Source organism: Streptomyces sp. NPDC031445, assembly GCF_055581365.1.
Genome location: NZ_JBVIJO010000016.1, coordinates 175391 through 196085 on the forward strand (window position 1 = coordinate 175391; position 20695 = coordinate 196085).

Below are 20695 nucleotides of genomic sequence, written 5' to 3' on the forward strand. Positions count from 1 at the left end.
GTGCTCAACCCTCAGGCCGGCGGCGGGTTCACCGTGTACGAGGAGGCCCGCTCCCTGCTGGACTGGGGCTTCGCGGCGGCGGGGCGGGTCGACCCGGTCGGCTCGCTGGACGGGCTGCGGCCCGCTGCCCCCCGTCCCTCGGCGTCCGCGGCGTCCGCGGCGCCGGTGGCGGCGGCCGTGGCACCGGACGACGACTCGGACTGGTCCGGCACCGCCGTCGTCGCGGGGCTGTCCGGACTGGGCGCGGGGGCCGTGGCACTGGTGCTGCGGGCCAGAATGAGCCGGGGCCGCGACTGACCCACCGGCAGGCCGAGCAGCAGGCCCAGCGAGATCCACGTGTAGAGGTTGCCGCCCAGGAACCCGTCCAGGCCGGAGGCGTCGTCGAACCACAGCCACACCACGCTGGTGCACAGCACCGCGTACAGGACGGCCGCGGCCCGCGGGCGCCCGGCGCGGACCAGCACCGCGAAGGAGGGCAGCAGCCACACCAGGTGGTGCACCCAGGTGACCGGGCTGACCAGGCAGGCCGCCGCACCGGTGAGCGCGAACGCCGCCGGCCAGTCCCCGGCCGCGACCGCCCGCCGGCCGCGCCACGCCCAGACGCAGAGGGTCAGCAGCACCACGGCCGCCCACAGCGGACGGCCGGTCTCGCCGAGGCGGGCCAGCACCCCTTGCAGCGACTGGTTCGACACGTAGTCGAGCCGGCCCACGCGGCGGGTGTCCCAGAGCGCCTCGGTCCAGTAGAAGCGGGAGGCCGCCGGATCCGCCCAGAAGGCCAGCGCGGTCGCGACCACGGCCACGGCCGTCGCGGTGCCGGCCGCCCGCCGGCGCCCGGCGAGCAGCAGCAGGCCGATGAAGAGGGCGGGGGTGAGTTTCACGGCGGCGGCGAGCCCGGTCCCCGCGCCCGCCCAGCGGCCCCGGCCGCTCGCCAGCAGCCAGGAGTCGCCGAGGACCAGGGCGAGCAGCACCAGGTTCACCTGGCCGAAGCTGACGGTGTCCCGCAGCGGCTCGAACAGCGCGAGCAGGCACAGGCACAGCGCCCACCGGTACCAGCCGTGGCCGCGCCCGTGCGGCCCGGCCAGGACGCGCAGGACCACCACCAGCGCGGCCAGGTTCACCAGCAGGGACGCGGTGATCGCCGCGGTCCTGCCGAGCAGTGCCAGCGGCAGCATGGCGACGGCGGCGAACGGCGGGTACGTGAAGCCGTACGCGGTGCCCGGCACCCGGTAGTCGTAGATCCGGCCGCCGTGGTGCACCCAGGTGTGCACGGTCCCGTAGTACACCCGGAGGTCGAAGAAGCCGCGCAGCAGCGGCACGGTGGCCGTGAACACGGTCACGGCCGCCACGAGGAGCAGGACGAGCACCAGCCGGCCCCGCTCCGTGCGCGGCCCCGGCAGCCCTGGCGCTCTCCACCGGCCCGTCATGCCACGCGTCCCGGCACCGGACCCCGGGCCGCCCGGTGGGCCTGGTCGGCCTGGTGGGCCTGCCACAGGACGACGAGCCCGAGTGCCCCGCCGGAGACCGCGAGCACCAGCTGTCCGGGGTCGGCGGGGCCGCCGCCGGGCAGGACGGCGAGGGAGAGCACCCCCGCCAAGGCGGCCACCCGGTGCCGTACCGGAGCGCTGGGCGCGGCGGCGGCGATGAGGAACAGGCCCCATAGCGCGTACCAGGGGCGGATCGCCGGGCCGAGGACGGCGACCGCGAGCAGGCTCAGGCCCAGCGCGTACACCGGGCGGGGCCTCAGCCGCAGCCAGATCAGCAGGACGGCGACGGCGGTGGCCGCGAGGCCCAGCAGGTGCCAGGCGGGGACGGCCAGCGGGGCCAGAGAGCTGCCGAGGTGTTCGAGCAGGGCGCCGGTGGCGCGGCCGAGCAGGCTGGTCAGCGCCCAGTTGTGCGGGGAGACCGGGGTGTCCAGGGCGCCGATCCAGCCGTAGCCGGTGCCGGCGACGGCCGTGGCGGCGACCGTCGTCGCGGCGGAGGCCGCCGCCGTGGTCAGCACGGCCGGCAGCGGACGGCCGCCGGAACGGACCCGCAGGGCCACGACGGCCGGCAGGCCGAGCAGCGCCGGTGCCTTGACCAGGGCGGCGAGGGTGACGAGGACGGCGCCGGCGACGGGGCCGCGGCCCCGCGCGGCGACCAGGCCGAGCCCGAGCAGGCCGAGCATCAGGGCGTCGTTGTGGGCGCCCGCGACCAGGTGCAGCAGCACCAGCGGGTTCAGGGCGCCGAGCCACAGGGCGGCGGCCGGGTCGGCTCCGCTGTGCCGGGCGAGCCGGGGCAGCGCCACCGCCATGAGGGCCACGCCGAGCAGGGCCAGCAGGCGCATGCCGAGCAGACCGGCGGGCACCGCGCCGCCGGTCAGTCCGGACAGCGCCGAGGCGAGCGCCAGGAAGGCGGGTCCGTAGGGGGCGCCGGTGTGCCGCCACATCGGGGCGACCTCGCCGGCGAGCGGGCCGCCGAGCCACGCCGGGCCGTGGGCGTAGACGTCCAGGTGAGCGTCGACCATGGCGCCCTGCGCGAGATAGCTGTACACGTCCCGGCTGAACAGCGGCGGGGCCGGCAGCAGCGGGGCCGCCCACACGGCCAGGACGAGCAGCAGGGCGCGCGGGGTGGGCGGTTCGGGGCCGCGGACCAGCCGGCCGAGGAGCACCCAGGCGGCGATCAGCAGCACGACTCCGAAGTACACCCCGACCAGGCCGAGCGCCGCCTCGGCCGAGGCGGGCGCCAGGAGGTCCCGGACGGGGAGGGCGCCGGCCGTCTCACCGCCGAGCGCGAGACAGGCGGTGCCGGCCAGGCCCGTCACCTGGCAGCGGCGGAGATCGACGGGGAACGCCAAGGCCAACACCGGGTCAGCGTGGCGGCGCCGGGTGGCCGGAGGGCGACGGCGGCCCTGCCGGGCGGGGGCCGGGGTGTGACCGGAGCGTGGTGCGGTGCGGCCGGGTCCGCGGTGCCGGTCGGTCGGGCCCGCCGGCCGGGCCGAGGCCTCGCCCGAACCGGGTGCCTCTCGCGGGCCGGCTGCCCTGCCGCGTGCCGGGGGTGACGCGCCTCAGAACACCGACAGCCCGGTCAGGGTCGTGAAACGGTCCAGGGCGGCCACACCGGCCACCGAGTTGCCGCGTTCGTCCAGGCCCGGGCTCCACACGCAGAGCGTGCACCGGCCCGGTACGACGGCGATGATGCCGCCGCCGACCCCGCTCTTGCCGGGCAGGCCGACGCGGTAGGCGAAGTCGCCGGCCGCGTCGTACGTGCCGCAGGTCAGCATGACCGCGTTGACCTGCTTGGCCTGGCTGCGGCTGAGCAGCCGGCTGCCGTCGGCACGGATGCCGTGCCGGGCGAGGAAGCCGGTGGCGAGGGCCAGGTCGGCGCAGGAGGCGGCGATGGAGCACTGCCGGAAGTACTGGTCGAGCAGGACCGGCACCTCGTTGTCGACGTTGCCGTAGGACGCCATGAAGTGGGCGAGGGCGGCGTTGCGGTCACCGTGGGCGGTCTCGGAGGCGGCGACCTCCTCGTCGAAGCCGAGACCGGGGTTGCCGCTCTCGGCGCGCAGGAAGGACAGCAGCTCGCCGGCCGCGTCCCCGGTGCGGGTGTGCAGGCGGTCGGTGACGACGAGCGCGCCCGCGTTGATGAAGGGGTTGCGCGGGATGCCGTTCTCGTACTCCAGCTGGACCAGGGAGTTGAACGGGTTGCCGGAGGGCTCGCGGCCCACGTGCTCCCAGAGTTCGTCGCCCTCGCGGGCCAGGTCCAGGGCGAGCGTGAAGACCTTGGTGATCGACTGCGTGGAGAACGGCTGCCGCCACTCCCCCACCCCGTACACCGTGCCGTCCAGTTCGGCGACGGCCATGCCGAACCGGCGCGGGTCGCGGGCGGCCAGGGCCGGGATGTAGTCGGCGGACCGGCCGCGTCCGGGAGTGCGATCGATCTCCGCCATGATGCGATCGAGGACCGGCTGGAACTGCGAGGACATGATCGTCATCATGCCGTACCCCTCGCGCCGGGGCGCTCCGGGGCGCCGGCGCCCTGCTTCCCGGCGGTGCCGGACCCCGACCGGGTTTCCCGGGTGCGACGGCACCCGCGGGCAGGGCCCGGCCGGGGGGGACCGGGCCTGTCGGCGCGCGGGTGCCGTCGGGTCAGAGCGCCGGCGTGGTCCCGCTGCCCGCGAGCACCTCCGGCCGGAGGAGTCCCGTGAGCTGTTCGGCGGGCAGCAGGCCCTTCTCCAGGACCAGTTCGGCCACGCCACGGCCCGTCGCGAGGGCCTCCTTGGCGATGTCGGTGGCGGCGGTGTAGCCGATGTGCGGGTTGAGCGCGGTGACCAGGCCGATGGAGTTCTCCACGGTGGCGCGCAGCCGCTCGGTGTTGGCGGTGATGCCGGACACACAGCGCTCGGCCAGGGTCAGGCAGGCCGTCCGCAGATGCGTGACGGACTCCGACAGGGAGTGCAGGATGATCGGCTCGAACGCGTTGAGCTGGAGCTGTCCCGCCTCCGCGGCCATGGTGATGGCGACGTCGTTGCCGATCACCTCGAAGGCGACCTGGTTGACCACCTCGGGGATGACCGGGTTGACCTTGCCCGGCATGATCGACGAACCGGCCTGTACCGGCGGCAGGTTGATCTCACCGAGACCCGCGCGCGGACCGGAGGACAGCAGCCGCAGGTCGTTGCAGCTCTTGGAGAGCTTGACCGCGATGCGCTTGAGGACGCCGGACATCTGCACGAAGGCACCGCAGTCCTGCGTGGCCTCCACCAGGTTGGCCGCCGTCACCAGGGGCAGGCCGGTGATGGCGGACAGGTGCCGGCGGGCCGCCTCGGCGTAGCCGGCGGGAGCGTTGAGGCCGGTGCCGATGGCCGTGGCGCCGAGGTTGATCTCATGGATCAGCTCGACGGCCTCGGCGAGACGGCTGCGGTCCTCCTCGATCATGACGGCGAACGCGGAGAACTCCTGACCGAGCGTCATCGGTACCGCGTCCTGCAACTGGGTACGGCCCATCTTGAGCACGTCACGGAACTCGACGGCCTTGCGGGCGAACGCGTCCTGGAGTACGGACATCGCCTTGAGCAGTCCGCGTACCGCGAAGATCGTCGCCACCTTGACGGCCGTCGGGTAGACGTCATTGGTGGACTGGCCGAGGTTGACGTCCTCGTTGGGGTGCAGATGCGTGTACTCGCCCTTGGCGTGGCCGAGCAGTTCCAGCGCGCGGTTCGCCACGACCTCGTTGGCGTTCATGTTCGTGGACGTGCCGGCTCCGCCCTGGATGACGTCCACGACGAACTGGTCGTGCAGCTCGCCGGCCCGGATCTCCCGGCAGGCGGCGACGATCGCGGCCGCCTTCCGGGGCGCCAGCAGCCCGAGTTCCTCGTTGGCGAGGGCGGCGGCCTCCTTCACCGCGGCCAGGGCGTCGATCAGGTGCGGGTAGGCGGAGATCGGCGTGCCGGTGATGGGGAAGTTCTCCGTCGCGCGCAGGGTGTGGACACCCCAGTAGGCGTCGGCGGGCACATCGCGGTCCCCGAGCAGATCGTGTTCGCTGCGGGTGGCGGCGGTCATGAGGGTACGGTCCTCTTCCTGAGGTACGGGGGTGGGAGCGTCCCCGGGAGGGGTGCGGGGAAGTGTGCGACCGACCACAGCGGACCCGCGGATCCACGACGGCCGATCAGCGGAGCTACGCGCAGGCGGTGAGCGGAGCCGGGTCCAGCGCGGGCACGGCCCGCACACATCCCACCGGCTCCCCGCCTCCGAGCAGCGGCTCCCCGGCGAACTCGGTGAGCAGGGCGGGGTCGACGCCCGCGCGGGCGAGCGCCGCCGCGGCGACCGGGATGCGGGCCCGGTTCGCACCGTCGGCGATCTTCACCGCGATGGCCCGGCCGTCCGGCAGCGCGGCGGCCTGCACGCCCTCGAAGCCGTCCTTGGCCAGCAGCCCCGGCACGGCCCGCATCAGCGCGGCCACGTCACGCCCCGAGCCGGAGGCCATCTCGGCGTGTTCGCGCATCGCGTCGGCGACCCGGGCCTCGGGCGTGCCGGGCGCGGCGGAGGTGATCCGGGCGAGGGCGCGGGCGAGTCCGTGCAGGGAGATGGCGAACAGTGGCGCGCCGCAGCCGTCGACGGTGACGCGGGCGACGCGCTGGCCGGTCAGCTCCTCGACGGTCGCGGCGACGGCCTGCTGGAGCGGGTGCTCCGGGGCGAGGTAGTCGTCCAGGGACCAGCCGTTGAGCTTGGCGGTCCACAGCATGGCGGCGTGCTTGCCGGAGCAGTTCTGGGCGAGCCGGGAGGGCAGCCGGCCCTCGCGGACCCAGGCGTCCCGGACGACCGGGTCGAACGGCATGTCGGGCACGTTGCGCAGGTCCTCCTCGCCGAGTCCGGCGAGTTCCAGGATGCGCCGGGTGCCGGCGAGGTGGCGTTCCTCGCCGGAGTGGCTCGCGGCGGCCAGCGACAGCAGTTCGCCGTCGAGCGGCAGCCCGGCGCGCACCATGGCCACGGCCTGGACGGGCTTGAGGGCGGAGCGCGGGTAGAAGGCCGCCTCGGTGTCACCGAGCTGGAGGCGCACCTGGCCGTCGGCGCCGAGGACGACGACGGAGCCGTAGTGGACGCCTTCGACGACCCCGCCGCGGACGAGGTGGGCGACGGGGGTGTGGAGGGGTTCGCGGACGGCGGGGGCGTCGGTGGGGGAACTGTTGTGCATCACTGCCTGGGTCTCGGGGTCGGGGCCGGCCGGTACGCGGGTCACGCGTCGGCGCCGGTGGATGTGCGGGTCATGCGGGCGCGGACGGCGTACCAGCCCGCGACCAGTGCGGCGACGATCAGCGGCAGACAGAGCACGGTGGTGCGTCCGGCGCCGCCGTCGGCGTACATGAGGACCAGGACGGCGGCGAGGAACGCCAGCGTCACGAGTTCGGTCCAGGGGGAGCCCGGCAGACGGTACGACGGCCGGGTCAGCTCGCCGTCGCGGGACTTCCGCCAGAACAGCAGGTGACAGAGCATGATCATGCCCCAGGTGGCGAGGATGCCGATCGCCGCGAAGTTGAGGACGATCTCGAACGCGTCGGAGGGCACGACGTAGTTCAGGCCCACACCGAGGACACAGATGCCGCTGGTGAGCAGAATCCCGCCGTACGGCACCTGGCTGCGGCTCATCCGGCCGGTGAACCGCGGGGCCGAGCCGCTCATCGCCATGGAGCGCAGGATGCGGCCGGTGGAGTACAGGCCGGAGTTCAGCGACGACATGGCTGCGGTCAGGACGACCAGGTTCATCACACCGCCGGCCGCCGGGACGCCGATGTGGGACAGGACCGTGACGAAGGGGCTCTGCCCGGCGGAGTACTTGTTCCAGGGGAGCAGCATCGAGAGCAGGACGACCGAGCCGACGTAGAACAGGCCCACGCGCCACATGATCGAGTTGATCGCCTTGGGCATGATCTTCTCGGGGTTCTCGGTCTCCCCGGCGGCGACGCCGACCAGCTCGACGGAGGCGTAGGCGAAGACGACGCCCTGGATGATCAGCAGCATGGGCAGCAGGCCGTTGGGGAAGACGCCGCCGTTGTCGGTGATCAGGGACGGGCCGGGGTGCCGGCCGTCGACCGGGTGCTGGGTGACCAGCAGGAAGATGCCGATGCACATGAACACGACGAGCGCGCCGACCTTGACGATGGCGAACCAGAACTCCAGCTCGCCGAAGATCTTGACCGAGATCAGATTGACGGTCAACACGACCGCGAGGGCGATCAATGCGATCAACCATTGCGGGATGTCCGAGAACATGCCCCAGTAGTGGGTGTAGGTCGCGACCGCCGTGATGTCGGCGATACCGGTGGTCGCCCAGTTGAGGAAGTACATCCAGCCCGCGGTGTACGCGCCCTTCTCGCCCATGAACTCCCGGGCGTACGACACGAAGGCACCGGAGGAGGGGCGGTACAGGACGAGTTCGCCCAGGGCCCGCACGACCAGGAAGGCGAAGACGCCGCAGACGGCGTACGCGATGAAGAGGGAGGGCCCGGCGTCGGCGAGCCGGCCGCCCGCGCCGAGGAAGAGGCCGGTGCCTATGGCGCCGCCGATGGCGATCATGTTGACGTGCCGGTGCTTCAGACCTTTGCTGTAGCCGGCGTCTCCGGCGTCGACATGGCCGGACGAGGGGCGCGTCTCGTCTTCGAGGTGCTGCTCGCTCACGCCTCGGGTCCGCCTTCCGTAGGGGGGTCCGTCCGCTGGGGACGCACGATGTCGGTGAGGGTCGTCTCGACGCGGTCCAGGTGGTGGCTCATGGCCTCCACGGCGTCGTGCTCGGAACCGTCGGTCAGCGCCTCGACGATCGCCCGGTGCTCGCGGTTGGACTGCTCGCGGCGCCCGCCCAGTTCGTTGAGGAAGGCCGACTGGCGCGCCAGTGCGTCGCGGATCTCCTCGATGACCCGGCGGAAGACCGGGTTCTGGGCGGCCTCGGCCACGGCGAGGTGGAAGAGGGTGTCCATCGCGACCCAGGCGGTGGTGTCCGTCTCCCGCTCCATGCGGTCGAGCAGGTGGGCCAGGTGGTCCAGGTCCTCCGGGGTGCGGCGCAGGGCCGCGTACCCGGCGACCGGGATCTCGATGTGGCGGCGCACCTCGAGCAGGTCGCTGGCGGCGTAGTCGCCGAAGGTGGGGTCCTCCACCGTGTTCGCGACGACGAAGGTGCCCTTGCCGGTCCGGGACACGGTGAGGCCCATGGTCTGCAGCGCGCGCAGCGCCTCGCGCAGCACGGGCCGGGACACCTCCAGCGTGCGGCACAGCTCGGCCTCCGAGGGGAGCTTGTCGCCGATGGCGTACCGGCCGCGCTCGATGGCGTCGCGGAGGTGGGCGAGCACCGCTTCCATGGCGCTGACGCGCCGCGGGGCCGGACCACCTGTCTGGCTGTCTGACAGGTTCACGGGAGCGATCCTGCGGGTTGCGCGCGCGAGCTGTCAAGAGGTCACGTAAGGAGACATTCACGGGGTGCGGCGCCTGAATGCAGGCATCCGCACCCCGTGGGTGATCAGCGGTGTTCTTCCGGCCGCCCGGCTCAGCTGCTGAGCGCGCCGGTGGCCAGCAGGCCGAGGAGACCGACGCCGACGACGATCCGGTAGATCACGAAGGCGTTGAAGGAGTGCTTGGCGACGAACTTGAGCAGCCAGGCGATGGAGGCGTAGGCGACCACGAACGAGACGACCGTGCCGACGGCCAGCGGAGCGGCGCCGACCCCCGCGCCGAGGGCGTCCTTCAGCTCGTACAGGCCCGCGCCGGTCAGGGCCGGGATGCCGAGGAAGAAGGAGAGCCGGGTGGCGGCGACGCGGTCCAGGTCCAGGATGAGCGCGGTGGACATGGTGGCGCCGGAGCGGGAGAAGCCGGGGAAGAGCAGGGCCAGGATCTGCGAGCAGCCGACCCACATCGCGTCCTTGAAGGACGTGTCGTCCTCACCGCGCTTGTGCCGGCCCATCTGGTCGGCGGCCCACATCACGCCCGAGCCCACGATCAGCGACCCGGCGACCACCCACAGCGAGGCGAGCGGGCCGTCGATCAGCGGCTTCGCGGCCAGGCCCACCACCACGATCGGGACGGTCGCGGCGATGACCCACCAGGCGAACTTGTAGTCGTGGTGGTAGCGCTCCTCGCGGTTGGCCAGACCGCGGAACCAGGCGGTGACGATCCGCTTGATGTCCTTGAAGAAGTACACGAGCACGGCGGCGATGGCGCCGACCTGGATGACGGCGGAGAAACCGACGACGGACTTGTCGTCGACGGGGATGTTCATGAGCCCCTCGGTGATCTTCAGGTGGCCGGTGGAGGACACGGGAAGGAACTCGGTCACCCCCTCGACTACTCCGAGGACGACGGCCTGACCGACGGAGATGGCGCTCATGGGATCCAGTTCTGAGGAGAGTTGGTCGACATTGCTGTAGACAGTACTTGCTGTGCCCGGCCGTACGGCAAGCGCCCGGGCTCCGGACCCGCCGGCACGCTCGCCGCGACGTCCAGGGCAGCGTAGAGGCCCGGACCGGCCCCGGTCAGCCGCGGCGTCTCGCGGGGGGAGGCCGGGCGACGAGGGCGCCCCGCCGGAAGACCGGGTCGTGACGGGCCCGCACGGCGTGGCCGGAGAGAGGGCGCGGGGGTGCGCCGACGAGGGCCCCGGTGAGGACGAGCAGCCGGTTCACAACGACTTCTTACCTCTGCTGTCCGTTTTGTCCGGCGTGTTGTCCGGCGCGACGCCCGGGGCGGGCGGGCGCGGGTGCGGAGCGGGCCGCGCGCCGACCGCCACGACGGGCTCCCGCCACGCGACGGGGACCGCCGCCGCCTGGACCGGACGCCGTGGATCTCGGTCTCCGGCAGGGCCGTGCCGCTACGTCTCCTGTCCGGCCCCCGCCTCGACGGTCGATCCCGGCCGGGACCAGGCTACCGGCGCCTCAGCGCGCGGCGGGCCGGGCGCAGACCGCCATGCCGGACTCCCACAGGCTGCCGAGCACCAGGTGGTCGCCGACGGCGCACACGCTGGTGACCATGCGGAATCCGGAACGCCGGCGGGTCAGGCGGTGCACGGTCCGGCCCCGGTCGTCGACGGCGACGACGCCGACGGTCCCGCTCGGGCGGTACGGCGCGTGGACGGCGGCCCGTGCGGCGGCGCGGCGCACGGCCGGCGGGGTGCGGTGCAACAGGTCCAGCGGGGGGACACGGGGGCTGGCCAGGGCGATCCAGAGCGGACCGTCGGGTCCCTCGCGCCAGAGGTTGTCCGGCATCCCGGGAAGCTCGGCGAAGGGTTCGGCGTGTCCGGCGCGGGGGCCGGTGAGCCGGCAGCGGGTGAGCCGGCAGGAGCCGGTCTCGGCGATCACCAGGAAGGAGCCGTCCGCGCTGAGGGCGAGCCCGTTGGCGAACTGGAGTCCGTCCAGCAGGACTTCGGGTTCCCGGTCGCCGGGGGCGAGCCGGAGCAGACGGCCGGTGCCGGTGTGTTCGACGATGTCGCCGATCCACCGGCCCAGCGGGTGGCGGCGGCTGGAGACGGTGAAGTACACGGTGCCGTCGGATGCGGCGACGGCGTTGCTGCAGAACCTCAGGCGCTCCCCCGCCACCGCGTCCGCGAGGACGCGGACGGTGCCGTCGTGCGGGCCGACGCGCAGCAGGCCGCGTTCGGCGTCGCACACCACGAGGTCGCCGTCCGGGAGGAGTTCGAGCCCGAGGGGACGTCCGCCGGTCTCGGCCAGCACCTCGGTGCGGGCCTCCAGCGGGTCGCCGGGGCGATGGACGCGCAGGATGCGCCCGTCCTCGACCCCGGTCAGCACCCGCCCGTGCGGATCGGCGACGACGTCCTCGGGACCGCGTGCGCGCAGGGAGAGGTAGTGGAGCGGTACGAGTGCCGTCGATCGGTCCATGTGCGGTCCCTTCCGTCCGTGCCCCTGCCGGCAGCCGCCCCGCGACCGTCGTCACCAGCCCTTCTCGAACATCCGGGCCACCTCGGCGATGCGGATCTCGTCGCGCCGGTAGTAGGTGCGGCCGTAGATCCGGCGGGTGCGCAGGACCCCGAGGCGGGTGAGGAACTCGAGGTGGGCGAGTGCGGTCCGGCGGGGCACGCCCAGCTTCGCGGCGACGGCCCGCGCGGTGACGCCGGTCTCGGCGGGATCGCGGCGGCGCGGGGCCGGGAAGTGGGCCGGCGGGTCCTTGAGCCACTCCAGGATGGTCTGCCGCATCCGGCCCGAGGGAGTCCCCGTCATCCGTCCGCCCTCCCGTCCCCGGCCTCCTCGTACGCAGTCTTCCCACTGTGGCGCGGGCGACGCGGGCCCGTGCGGGACTCGGCGGCCGTTGTCCGGTACCGAACGGCCGTGCGACCGGGGAGGGTTCCGCCGTCCCGGAACGGCGGGGGGCCCGGCCGCCGCGCGCGGCCGGGCCCGTTCACGGACGGCTCAGCGGTGGCCGAACCACGTCATGGAGGACAGCGCCTTGTCGTCGTAGCCGAACAGGGCCTGGTTCTCCCAGCCGTTGCCGGAGGCGGCGTCCGCCGGGTCCCAGCCGTTGCCGGTGACGGCGGTCCAGGTCGCCTCCCAGTAGAAGACGCCCAGGCCGCGGCCGTTCGGGACGGCCTCCACGATGCTCGCCACGTCGTTCATCCACTTGGTCTGGCCGGCCACGGTCGCCGGGTAGCCGGGGACCAGTTCGCCGGTGGTGTCGATCTGGTTGGTGAGCGCGTCGTCGCTGTCCAGCCGGAAGGGGTAGGCCGTCTCGGCGACGAACACCGGCTTGCCGTAGCGGGCGGCCGCGTCGTCCAGCGTGCTCTGGAAGTCCGACAGCGGGCCGTGCCAGTAGCCGTAGTACGACAGGCCGATCGCGTCGAACCTGACACCGTTGGCGACCGCGTTGTCGAACCACCACTCGGTGCCGGCCTTGTCCCCGCCCTTGGCCAGGTGCAGCGCGACCGTCGTGGACGGGTTGACCGCCTTGACGGCGTCATAGCCGGAGTTGATCAACCCGGCGAGCCGGCTCCAGTTGTCCGTGGATCCCTCGGACCACAGCATGCCGCCGTTGATCTCATTGCCCACCTGGACCATGTCGGCGGTGGTGCCCTGGGCCTTCAAGGCGTTGAGCACGTCGTACGTGTGCTGGTACACGTCCGTCTGGAGCCGGCTGTACGTGTGGCCGGCCCAGGCGGCCGGCTTGTCCTGCCGGCCGGGGTCCGCCCAGCTGTCCGAGTAGTGGAAGTCGACCAGCAGCTTCATGCCCTGCGCCTTGACGCGCTTGGCCGTCGCGAGGACGTGCGCCTTGTCGTTGAAGCCGTCGGCCGGGTTCACCCAGACCTTCAGGCGTGCGTAGTTCATGCCGGACGACCCGAGGATGGAGAGCGCGTCCCCGGTCGCTCCGGAACTCGTCCGGTAGACGCCGCCCTTGGCCTCGCTCTTGGCGAGGGAGGAGATGTCGGCGCCATGGATGGACGTCCCCGTGGCGCCGGATGTGAAGGTGAGATCGTCAACGTTGATCCAGTTGCCGGCGTTCGCGTCACTGTTGACGCTGACGGTGCACTGGTTGTTGGTCACCTTGACCGACGTGACGATCCGTATCCACCCACTGGACGATGTCGGCAGATCGGTGCGCTGTTCCGCACTGCCGCAGTTCTTGAGCGACATGTACGCGGCCTTCTGCCCGCCGCTGGACCGGACCCACGCCGTCAACGTGTAGGTCCCGTCGGCCAGTCCGGACAGGTACTGGTAGGTCTCCACCTTGTAGGCGGACGACGCGTAATGGCTGAGGCGGTAACTGCCGCCGTGGCCGCCGGACTCGGTGTACGAGGCGCCGGTGTCGCCGTACTCGGACCAGCCGGCGGGCGTGGCCGTGCCCGTGCCGTCGGACTCGAAGCCGCCGTTGGCAAGGGTGCTCGCGGCCTGCGCGCTCTGGGCGGGCAGGGCGGTGAGGGCGAGTCCGGCCGCGAGCGGCAGCAGCAGGGCCCTGATGGTGCGTCTGGGATGGAACTTCATCGTCCGTCGTCCCTTCGACGTAACGGGGAGGGTGTCCTCCGGTGGGGCCGGAGGAGACCCCTCCGCCCACGGCTCTCGTGGCACACGCGGGCGGAGGGGAGCCGGCTCAGCCGTCGAGTCGTACGACCCGGACGGCCCCTGCCGGGACCGCGAGGCGGCCCGCGGCGCGTTCGCCCGTCAGCAGTTCTCTCCCGGGCGTGTCCAGCGGCACCTTGGTGTCGCCGGCGGTGTGGTTGATGACGAAGAGGTAGGTGCCCGAGTCACCGCGGCGGCGCACGACCTCCACGTCCCGGGGCAGGCCGGCGCGCGGGGCGAGACCGGCGTCGTCGGCCGCCCAGCCGATGAGCGCGTCCAGGCCCTGGGCGTCGAGGCGGGTGGAGACGTACCAGGCGGTGCCCCGGCCGAGCCGGTGCCGGGTGACGGCGGGGCGGCCCGCGGTGAGCCCGTCGGCGTAGGTCCACACGGTCTCGGCGCCGCGCGGGACCACGAACTCCGTCCACACCTCCCCGGTCAGCTCGGAGCCGTCCGGGCCGGTCAGGCGGACCCGTTCGTCCTGGAGCAGCGGCGAGAACTCCTCCACGGTGAGCCCGAGGACCTCGCGCAGCGCGCCCGGGTAGGCGCCCTCGTGGACGGCGTCGTGCTGGTCGACGATGCCGGAGAAGTACGACACCACGAGCGTGCCGCCGTTCTCGACGTACGCGCGGACGTTGTTCCCGGCGGCCCGCGTCATCAGGTACAGCGCCGGCACGACGACCAGGGGGTACCGCGACAGGTCGGCTTCGGGGTGGGCGAAGTCGACGGTGAGGTGGCGGTCGTAGAGCGCCTCGTAGAAGGAGTCGGCGCGCTCGCGCGGGTCGTGGTCCTCGCTGGGGCGCCAGGCGAGGTTCTGCGCCCACCAGGACTGCCAGTCCCACAACATGGCCGCGTCGGCCTCGGTGCGGGTGCCCCGGATCTCGCCCAACGCGCCGATGGACGAGCCCAGCTCGACCACCTCGCGCCAGACACGGGTGTCGGTGCCGCCGTGCGGCAGCATCGCCGAGTGGAACTTCTCGGCGCCGCGCCGGGACTGGCGCCACTGGAAGAACATCGCGCCCTCGGAGCCGCGCGCCACGTGCGCGAGGGAGTTGCGGGCCATCTGACCCGGTGCCTTCGCGGGGTTGCGGGGCTGCCAGTTGACGCCCGAGGTGGAGTGCTCCAGCAGCAGCCAGGGCGCGCCGCCGGCGACGGAGCGGGTGAGGTCGGCGGCCATCGCGAGGTTGACGTGGGTGCGGCGGCCGTCGGTGATCAGGTAGTGGTCGTTGGTGACGAGGTCGACCTCGCGGCCCCACGCCCAGTAGTCCATGGAGTCGCACTGGCTGAGCGCGGTCATGAAGTTGGTGGTGACCGGCACGCCCGGCGAGAGGCCGTGCAGGATGTCCCGCTCGGCGCGGAAGTTCTCCCGGATGGTGGCGTCGGCGAAGCGCTTGTAGTCGAGGGCCTGGCCCGGGTTGCCGACGGTCGGGGTGGCCCGGGGCGGGTTGATCTGCGCGAGGTCGGTGTACCGCTGGCCCCAGAAGGCCGTTCCCCAGGCCTCGTTGACGGCGTCGACACTGCCGTAGGTGTCCGCCAGCCAGTGGCGGAACCGGTCCGCGCAGGACTCGCAGTAGCAGGCCGAGACGGGGACGCCGTACTCGTTGTGGACGTGCCACATCGCGAGCGCCGGGTGGTCGCCGTAGCGCTCGGCGAGCCGGGTGGTGATGTTCGCGGCGGCGGCACGGTAGTCGGCGTTGCTGTGGCAGATCGCGCCGCGCGAACCGAACTCGTAGCGCGTGCCCTCGGCGGTGACCGGCAGGGCCTCGGGGTGCGCCCGGTAGAACCAGGCGGGGGGCACCACGGTGGGCGTGCCCAGGTCGACGCGGACGCCGTTCTCGTGCAGGAGGCCGATGACCCGGTCGAGCCAGCCGAAGTCGTACTCCCCCGGCGCCGGCTCCAGCAGCGCCCAGGAGAAGATCCCGACGCTCACCATCGTGACGCCGGCCTCGCGCATCAGCCGGACGTCCTCCCGCCAGACCGGTTCCGGCCACTGCTCGGGGTTGTAGTCCCCGCCGAAGGCGAGCCTGGTGAGGCCCCTGGGGCTGGTGTCCGGCATGGATCTCTCCCGGGAAATCGATCATTTGGGAACGTGCACACACATCATCGGCGGTGCGAGCCCAACATAACCGCACAGCAACAACCATTGACAAGTGTCCGGGATGTTTCTCTACTGTGAACGCTCACAGAAGCATGACAGGGGCCTCCGGAGCTGAGCGCACCCGGGTCATGTGAACGTGCACATCTGCATGGCAGGTCCCCGCAGCGGGCGGGGGCCCAGGTCAGGGGAGAAACCATGCCGCACACGAAGCGCCGTCGCCTCGTGACAACCGCCCTCGCCGTGTCCCTCGGCGCGACCGCCCTCGCCGCCTGTGGGTCCGGGGACGGCACCAAGGCCGAGTCGGGTCCCGTCTCGCTCACGTACTGGACCTGGACACCCGGCATGGACAAGGTCGTGGACCTGTGGAACAAGGGGCCGGGGAAGAAGGACCGGATCACCGTCACGGTGAAGAAGCAGGCGTCCGGCGACACGCTGGTCACCAAGATCCTCACCGCGCACAAGGCGAAGAAGGCCCCCGACCTGGTGCAGGCCGAGTACCAGGCGCTGCCGACGCTGGTCAGCAATGACGCGCTGGCCGACATCTCCCAGCAGGTCGGCGGCGTCGAGGACAAGTTCGCCGAGGGCGTCTGGCAGCAGACCACGCTCGGCACGGACGCGGTCTACGCGGTGCCCCAGGACATCGGCCCGATGATGTTCTACTACCGCGAGGACCTCTTCAAGCAGTACGGCCTCAAGGTCCCCACCACCTGGGAGCAGTTCGCCGAGACCGCCCGCCTGCTCAAGAAGAAGGCGCCGGACAAGGATCTGACCACCTTCTCCGCCAACGACTCCGGTCTCTTCGCGGGCCTCGCCCAGCAGGCCGGCGCCAAGTGGTGGACCACCTCCGGCGACAAGTGGAAGGTCGGCATCGACGACGCCGCCACCCGGAAGGTCGCCGGCTTCTGGGGCGGTCTGGTCAAGGAGGGCGTCATCGACGACCAGCCGATGTACACCCCGTCCTGGAACAAGGCGCTGAACACCGGCAAGCAGATCGCCTGGGTGAGCGCCGTGTGGGCGCCCGGCACCCTGACCACGGCGGCCCCGGACACCAAGGGCAAGTGGGCCATGGCCCCGCTCCCCCAGTGGTCGGCCGACCAGGACGTCACCGGCAGCTGGGGCGGGTCGTCGACGGCGGTGACCACCGACTCCGCGCACCAGGAGGCCGCCGCGAAGTTCGCGGCCTGGCTGAACACCGACCCCGACGCCCTGAACGCGCTGGCGAAGGAGGGCGGCATCTACCCGGCCTCCACCTCGGCCCAGCTCAGCGGTGCCTTCTCCAACCCGCCGGCGTACTTCGACAACCAGCCGGACTTCTATACCAAGGCCGCCGGCATCGCGAAGACCACCGCGCCGTCCGCGTGGGGCCCGAACGTGAACGTCGCCTACACCTCCTTCAAGGACGCCTTCGGCGCCGCCGCCAAGAACAAGTCGGACTTCGCCGCCGCCCTGCGCAAGATGCAGGACGACACGGTCGCCGACATGAAGAAGCAGGGCTTCGAGGTCGCTCCGTGAGCAGCCCCACCAGCCGGAGGCCGTACGGGGTCAAGGGGGCCCCGTACGGCCTCCTCCTCCCCGCCACGGTCCTGTTCGCCCTCTTCTTCGCGCTGCCCATCGGCTACGCGGTCTGGCTCAGCTTCCGCAAGGTGCGCGTCTCCGGCCTCGGCCTGGGGTCGGGTGCGCGCAGGGAGGTGTGGGCCGGCTTCGAGAACTACACCGGGGCCTTCCGGGACAGCGAACTGCTGCACGGCGCGCTGCGCGTGCTCGGCTACGGCTGCATCGTCGTCCCGGTGATGCTGGGCCTCGCGCTGCTGTTCGCGCTGATGCTGGACTCCGGCAGAGTGCGGCTCGCCCCCTTCACCCGGCTCGCGATCTTCCTGCCGTACGCCGTCCCCGGCGTGGTGGCCGCGCTGCTGTGGGGCTTCCTGTACCTGCCGGACGTCAGCCCGTTCTACTTCGTGCTCGACAAGCTGGGCCTGCCGCAGCCGGACCTGCTGGACGGCGGTCCGCTGTACCTCGCCCTGTCGAACATCGCGGTCTGGGGCGGCACCGGCTTCAACATGATCGTCATCTACACCTCGCTGCGGTCCATCCCGGCCGAGGTCTACGAGGCGGCCAGGCTGGACGGCGCCACCCCGGTGCAGATCGCGCTGCGGATCAAGATCCCGATGGTGGCGCCCTCGCTGGTGCTGACCTTCTTCTTCTCGATCATCGCGACGCTCCAGGTGTTCAGCGAGCCGACCACCCTCAAGCCCCTCACCAACTCGGTCAACACGACCTGGAGCCCGCTGATGAAGGTGTACCAGGACGCCTTCGGCCGCAACGACATCTACTCGGCGGCGGCCGAGGCCACGCTGATCGCCGTGGTCACGCTGCTGCTGTCGTTCGGCTTCCTGCGGGCCGCGAACCGCCGGAACAAGCAGGAGGCAGCGGGATGAGCACCCTCGCCGTCCGCAAGGCGGCCCCGGCCGCCGGCACCACCCCGGGCACCGCGCGGGGCCCTCGGCCGCGCCGCCGGATCGCGCTGATCCCCACGGCCACGCTGCTGCTCGGCGCGCTCTACACCCTGCTCCCGGTCGCCTGGGTGGTGATCGCGTCGACGAAGTCCGGGCACGAGCTGTTCTCCACGTTCACCTTCCTGCCCGGCACCGGCTTCGCCGGCAACCTCAAGGACCTCAACGCCTACCGGGGCGGGATCTACTGGGAGTGGATGGGCAACTCCGCGCTGTACGCCGGTCTCGGCGCCCTGCTGTCCACCGCCGTGTCGGCGTGCAGCGGCTACGCGCTGGCCGTCTACCGCTTCAGGGGCCGCGAGACGATGTTCAACGTCCTGCTCGCGGGCGTCCTGATGCCGCCGGTGATCCTCGCGATACCCCAGTACCTGCTGCTGGCGAAGGCCGACCTGACGGACTCCTACCTGTCCGTGCTGCTGCCGCAGATCCTCTCCCCGTACGGCGTCTACCTGGCCCGCGTCTACGCCGCCGCCGCCGTTCCGGCCGACGTGGTCGAGGCCGGGCGGATGGACGGGGCGGGCGAGTTGCGGATCTTCACCCGGATCGCGCTGCCGATGATGGTCCCCGGCCTGGTCACGGTGTTCCTGTTCCAGTTCGTCGCGGTCTGGAACAACTTCCTGCTGCCGTACATCATGCTGAGCGACGACGAGAAGTTCCCGCTCACGCTGGGTCTGTACACGCTGCTGGAGCAGGGCGCGAACACCCCCGCGCTGTACACCCTGGTGATCACGGGCGCGTTCCTCGCGGTGCTCCCGCTGATCGCCCTCTTCCTGGTCATCCAGCGCTTCTGGAGCCTCGACCTGCTGTCCGGGGCCGTAAAGTCATGACCATGAGCAATACGGGGGGCCGGCGCAGACCGCCGACGATCCACGACGTGGCGCGCGAGGCGGGCGTCTCGCGCGGCACCGTCTCGCGTGTGCTCAACGGCGGCCACTACGTCAGCCCCGCCGCCCAGGAGGCGGTCAACGCCGCCATCCGCAAGACCGGGTACGTCGTGAACCGGCACGCCCGTTCGCTGATCACGGGCCGCTCCGACTCGGTGGGCTTCCTGCTGACCGAGCCGCAGGAGCGGTTCTTCGAGGACCCCAACTTCAACGTGCTGCTGCGCGGTTGCACCCAGGCGCTGGCCGCGCACGACGTCCCGCTGCTGCTGATGCTGGCGGGCACCGAGGACGAACGGCGGCGCATCACGCGGTACATCACCGCCGGGCACGTCGACGGGGTGCTGCTGGTCTCCAGCCACTCCGGCGATCCGGTCGCCGAGGAGCTGCGGGAGGCGGGCGTGCCGCTGGTGGCCTGCGGCAAGCCGATAGGACTGGGCTCGAAGGTGAGTTACGTGGCCGCCGACGACCGGGACGGCGCCCGGGACATGGTCCGGCACCTGCTGTCACTGGGGCGGCGCCGGATCGGGGTGGTCACCGGTCCGCTGGACACCCCGGGTGGTGTGGAGCGGCTCGCCGGGTACCGGGAGGTGCTCGCCGAGGCGGGTGTCGCGGCCGACGAGCGGCTCGTCGTCTCGGGTGACTACAGCAGGGCCAGCGGTGAGGCGGGCGCGGAGCGGCTGCTGGCGCGGGCGCCGGACATGGACGCCGTGTTCGTCGCCTCCGACCTGATGGCGCAGGGGGTGCTGGCGGCCCTGCACCGGGCCGGGAAGCGGGTGCCCGAGGACATCGCCGTCGGCGGTTTCGACGACTCCCCGGCGGCGACCGCCGCCACCCCGGCGCTCACCACCATCCGGCAGCCGTGGGACCGGATCAGCACCGAGATGGTGCGGGTGCTGCTCGCCCAGATCGGCGGTGAGGACCCGGCGGCGGTGATCCTGCCGACGGAGCTGGTCAGGCGCGACTCGACGTGACGCCGGGTGCGCCCCGCCGTACCTCCCGGCAGGCGACCTGCGGCGACGCGCCGTAGGGCACCACGGTGGTCGTCGTACCGGTGACGGTGCCGTCCAGGCACAGGTGGCCGCCCATGATCCGCAGGTCGAGCGTGAAGCCCGCACCGCCGGCGGACCGCCGGGGGCCGTCGATGCGCTCCGGGAGGTAACCGAGGCCGCGCAGCGTCTCCCCGACCCGGGCCGGGGTGGGGTCGGGCGTCTTCTCCAGGGCATCGGTGATGCGGCGGGTGTGGGCGCGGGCCGCGCACTTCTCGACGCCGCTCAGTGCCACCCGCGCACGGGGGTTCACGGGGTCGGTGGCGTCCGGGACGGGCGGGGCGCTGGGGAGCGCCGGCAGGGGCGTGGGCGCGGTCCGCGGGCGCCCCGGCTCGGACGGCTCGGGCATGACGGTGGCCGGCGCCTGCGGCACGCACGGCTCCGCGACGGAGTCGAGCAGTTCCATGAACCCGGTGAACCCGGGACCCTCTGAGGGTGTGCGGGCGCTCACGGTCCGGCTGCCGGCGTCGTCCTTGCCCTCCCGCCGACCGCCGTCCCGTTCGCTCCCGCAGGCCGCGAGGAGCAACGCGCACAGGGCGAGCGGTACCGCCCGGCCGCCGACGCGGGCGAGCCGAGCGGAGCGCGGGGCACGGGTGGTCGTGCTGAACAGTGGCCTCATACCGGCAGTCTCGGGTGCGTGCGGCTCC

General features: G+C 72.5%; 17 protein-coding genes. 4 read left to right on the plus strand and 13 right to left on the minus strand.

Annotated features, from left to right (window positions below; translation table 11 throughout):
- Positions 1-11: 11 nt before the first annotated feature.
- The 12 genes from ACZ5DC_RS34530 to ACZ5DC_RS34585 all read right to left on the minus strand — a co-directional run bounded on the left by ACZ5DC_RS34530 (position 12) and on the right by ACZ5DC_RS34585 (position 15566).
- Entirely contained in the window at positions 12-1424 is a 1413-nt protein-coding gene (locus ACZ5DC_RS34530) for a glycosyltransferase family 87 protein (protein ID WP_468659410.1), read from the minus strand.
- Complete coding sequence (gene mptB, locus ACZ5DC_RS34535; RefSeq protein WP_468659530.1) at positions 1421-2833, minus strand: polyprenol phosphomannose-dependent alpha 1,6 mannosyltransferase MptB; 1413 nt, start codon at positions 2831-2833, stop codon at positions 1421-1423. Before mptB ends, ACZ5DC_RS34530 begins: the two co-directional genes overlap by 4 nt.
- Before the next feature lie 210 nt (positions 2834-3043).
- Positions 3044-3973, minus strand: coding sequence for a glutaminase (locus ACZ5DC_RS34540; RefSeq protein ID WP_468659412.1), 930 nt, complete (start codon positions 3971-3973; stop codon positions 3044-3046).
- A gap of 151 nt (positions 3974-4124) precedes the next feature.
- Entirely contained in the window at positions 4125-5537 is a 1413-nt protein-coding gene (aspA, locus tag ACZ5DC_RS34545) for an aspartate ammonia-lyase (protein ID WP_468659414.1), read from the minus strand.
- 115 nt (positions 5538-5652) lie between these two features.
- Positions 5653-6669, minus strand: coding sequence for an asparaginase (locus tag ACZ5DC_RS34550; protein ID WP_468659416.1), 1017 nt, complete (start codon positions 6667-6669; stop codon positions 5653-5655).
- Positions 6670-6710: 41 nt separating this feature from the next.
- On the minus strand, positions 6711-8150 hold the full coding sequence (locus tag ACZ5DC_RS34555; protein WP_366752884.1) for an amino acid permease: 1440 nt from the start codon (positions 8148-8150) through the stop codon (positions 6711-6713).
- A complete protein-coding gene (locus ACZ5DC_RS34560) occupies positions 8147-8878 on the minus strand; it encodes a FadR/GntR family transcriptional regulator (protein WP_468659418.1) in 732 nt (243 codons plus the stop codon). The genes ACZ5DC_RS34555 and ACZ5DC_RS34560 overlap by 4 nt, the downstream gene beginning before the upstream one ends.
- A gap of 131 nt (positions 8879-9009) precedes the next feature.
- Positions 9010-9846, minus strand: coding sequence for an undecaprenyl-diphosphate phosphatase (locus ACZ5DC_RS34565; protein ID WP_468659420.1), 837 nt, complete (start codon positions 9844-9846; stop codon positions 9010-9012).
- 541 nt (positions 9847-10387) lie between these two features.
- Complete coding sequence (locus tag ACZ5DC_RS34570; RefSeq protein ID WP_468659422.1) at positions 10388-11347, minus strand: SMP-30/gluconolactonase/LRE family protein; 960 nt, start codon at positions 11345-11347, stop codon at positions 10388-10390.
- A 51-nt stretch (positions 11348-11398) separates the two neighbouring features.
- Complete coding sequence (locus ACZ5DC_RS34575; RefSeq protein WP_468659424.1) at positions 11399-11686, minus strand: helix-turn-helix domain-containing protein; 288 nt, start codon at positions 11684-11686, stop codon at positions 11399-11401.
- Positions 11687-11875: 189 nt separating this feature from the next.
- The gene (locus ACZ5DC_RS34580) at positions 11876-13438 is read right to left on the minus strand and encodes a glycosyl hydrolase 53 family protein (RefSeq protein ID WP_468659426.1); all 1563 of its coding nucleotides are present in this window, start codon (positions 13436-13438) and stop codon (positions 11876-11878) included.
- Between the two features lie 106 nt (positions 13439-13544).
- Positions 13545-15566 (minus strand): beta-galactosidase, encoded by a 2022-nt coding sequence (locus tag ACZ5DC_RS34585; protein WP_468659428.1) that lies wholly within the window; start codon positions 15564-15566, stop codon positions 13545-13547.
- A 237-nt stretch (positions 15567-15803) separates the two neighbouring features.
- On the opposite strand from ACZ5DC_RS34585, the gene ACZ5DC_RS34590 reads away from it, so the two are divergent.
- From ACZ5DC_RS34590 to ACZ5DC_RS34605, 4 genes are read left to right on the plus strand one after another with little or no spacing between them, the layout of a single operon-like run.
- The gene (locus tag ACZ5DC_RS34590; RefSeq protein ID WP_468659430.1) at positions 15804-17120 is read left to right on the plus strand and encodes an extracellular solute-binding protein; all 1317 of its coding nucleotides are present in this window, start codon (positions 15804-15806) and stop codon (positions 17118-17120) included.
- Positions 17117-18043, plus strand: coding sequence for a carbohydrate ABC transporter permease (locus ACZ5DC_RS34595; RefSeq protein ID WP_468659432.1), 927 nt, complete (start codon positions 17117-17119; stop codon positions 18041-18043). The genes ACZ5DC_RS34590 and ACZ5DC_RS34595 overlap by 4 nt, the downstream gene beginning before the upstream one ends.
- A complete protein-coding gene (locus tag ACZ5DC_RS34600) occupies positions 18040-18945 on the plus strand; it encodes a carbohydrate ABC transporter permease (RefSeq protein ID WP_468659434.1) in 906 nt (301 codons plus the stop codon). Before ACZ5DC_RS34595 ends, ACZ5DC_RS34600 begins: the two co-directional genes overlap by 4 nt.
- Complete coding sequence (locus tag ACZ5DC_RS34605) at positions 18942-19973, plus strand: LacI family DNA-binding transcriptional regulator (protein WP_468659436.1); 1032 nt, start codon at positions 18942-18944, stop codon at positions 19971-19973. The genes ACZ5DC_RS34600 and ACZ5DC_RS34605 overlap by 4 nt, the downstream gene beginning before the upstream one ends.
- On the opposite strand, the gene ACZ5DC_RS34610 is transcribed toward ACZ5DC_RS34605, so the two are convergent.
- Positions 19954-20667 carry a hypothetical protein gene (locus tag ACZ5DC_RS34610; protein ID WP_468659438.1) on the minus strand — a complete coding sequence of 238 codons (714 nt, stop codon included), beginning with the start codon at positions 20665-20667 and terminating at the stop codon, positions 19954-19956. The genes ACZ5DC_RS34605 and ACZ5DC_RS34610 overlap by 20 nt on opposite strands.
- Positions 20668-20695 lie beyond the last annotated feature (28 nt).

Bases quoted from the DNA above. Each gene is read 5' to 3' on its own strand.
- ACZ5DC_RS34585 (WP_468659428.1), bottom strand. From the start codon at position 15,566: ATGCCGGACACCAGCCCCAGGGGCCTCACCAGGCTCGCCTTCGGCGGG.
- ACZ5DC_RS34605 (WP_468659436.1), top strand. From the start codon at position 18,942: ATGACCATGAGCAATACGGGGGGCCGGCGCAGACCGCCGACGATCCAC.
- aspA (WP_468659414.1), bottom strand. From the start codon at position 5,537: ATGACCGCCGCCACCCGCAGCGAACACGATCTGCTCGGGGACCGCGAT.
- ACZ5DC_RS34600 (WP_468659434.1), top strand. From the start codon at position 18,040: ATGAGCACCCTCGCCGTCCGCAAGGCGGCCCCGGCCGCCGGCACCACC.
- ACZ5DC_RS34580 (WP_468659426.1), bottom strand. From the start codon at position 13,438: ATGAAGTTCCATCCCAGACGCACCATCAGGGCCCTGCTGCTGCCGCTC.
- ACZ5DC_RS34575 (WP_468659424.1), bottom strand. From the start codon at position 11,686: ATGACGGGGACTCCCTCGGGCCGGATGCGGCAGACCATCCTGGAGTGG.
- ACZ5DC_RS34550 (WP_468659416.1), bottom strand. From the start codon at position 6,669: ATGCACAACAGTTCCCCCACCGACGCCCCCGCCGTCCGCGAACCCCTC.
- ACZ5DC_RS34590 (WP_468659430.1), top strand. From the start codon at position 15,804: ATGCCGCACACGAAGCGCCGTCGCCTCGTGACAACCGCCCTCGCCGTG.
- ACZ5DC_RS34610 (WP_468659438.1), bottom strand. From the start codon at position 20,667: ATGAGGCCACTGTTCAGCACGACCACCCGTGCCCCGCGCTCCGCTCGG.
- ACZ5DC_RS34530 (WP_468659410.1), bottom strand. From the start codon at position 1,424: ATGACGGGCCGGTGGAGAGCGCCAGGGCTGCCGGGGCCGCGCACGGAG.
- ACZ5DC_RS34565 (WP_468659420.1), bottom strand. From the start codon at position 9,846: ATGAGCGCCATCTCCGTCGGTCAGGCCGTCGTCCTCGGAGTAGTCGAG.
- ACZ5DC_RS34570 (WP_468659422.1), bottom strand. From the start codon at position 11,347: ATGGACCGATCGACGGCACTCGTACCGCTCCACTACCTCTCCCTGCGC.
- ACZ5DC_RS34540 (WP_468659412.1), bottom strand. From the start codon at position 3,973: ATGATGACGATCATGTCCTCGCAGTTCCAGCCGGTCCTCGATCGCATC.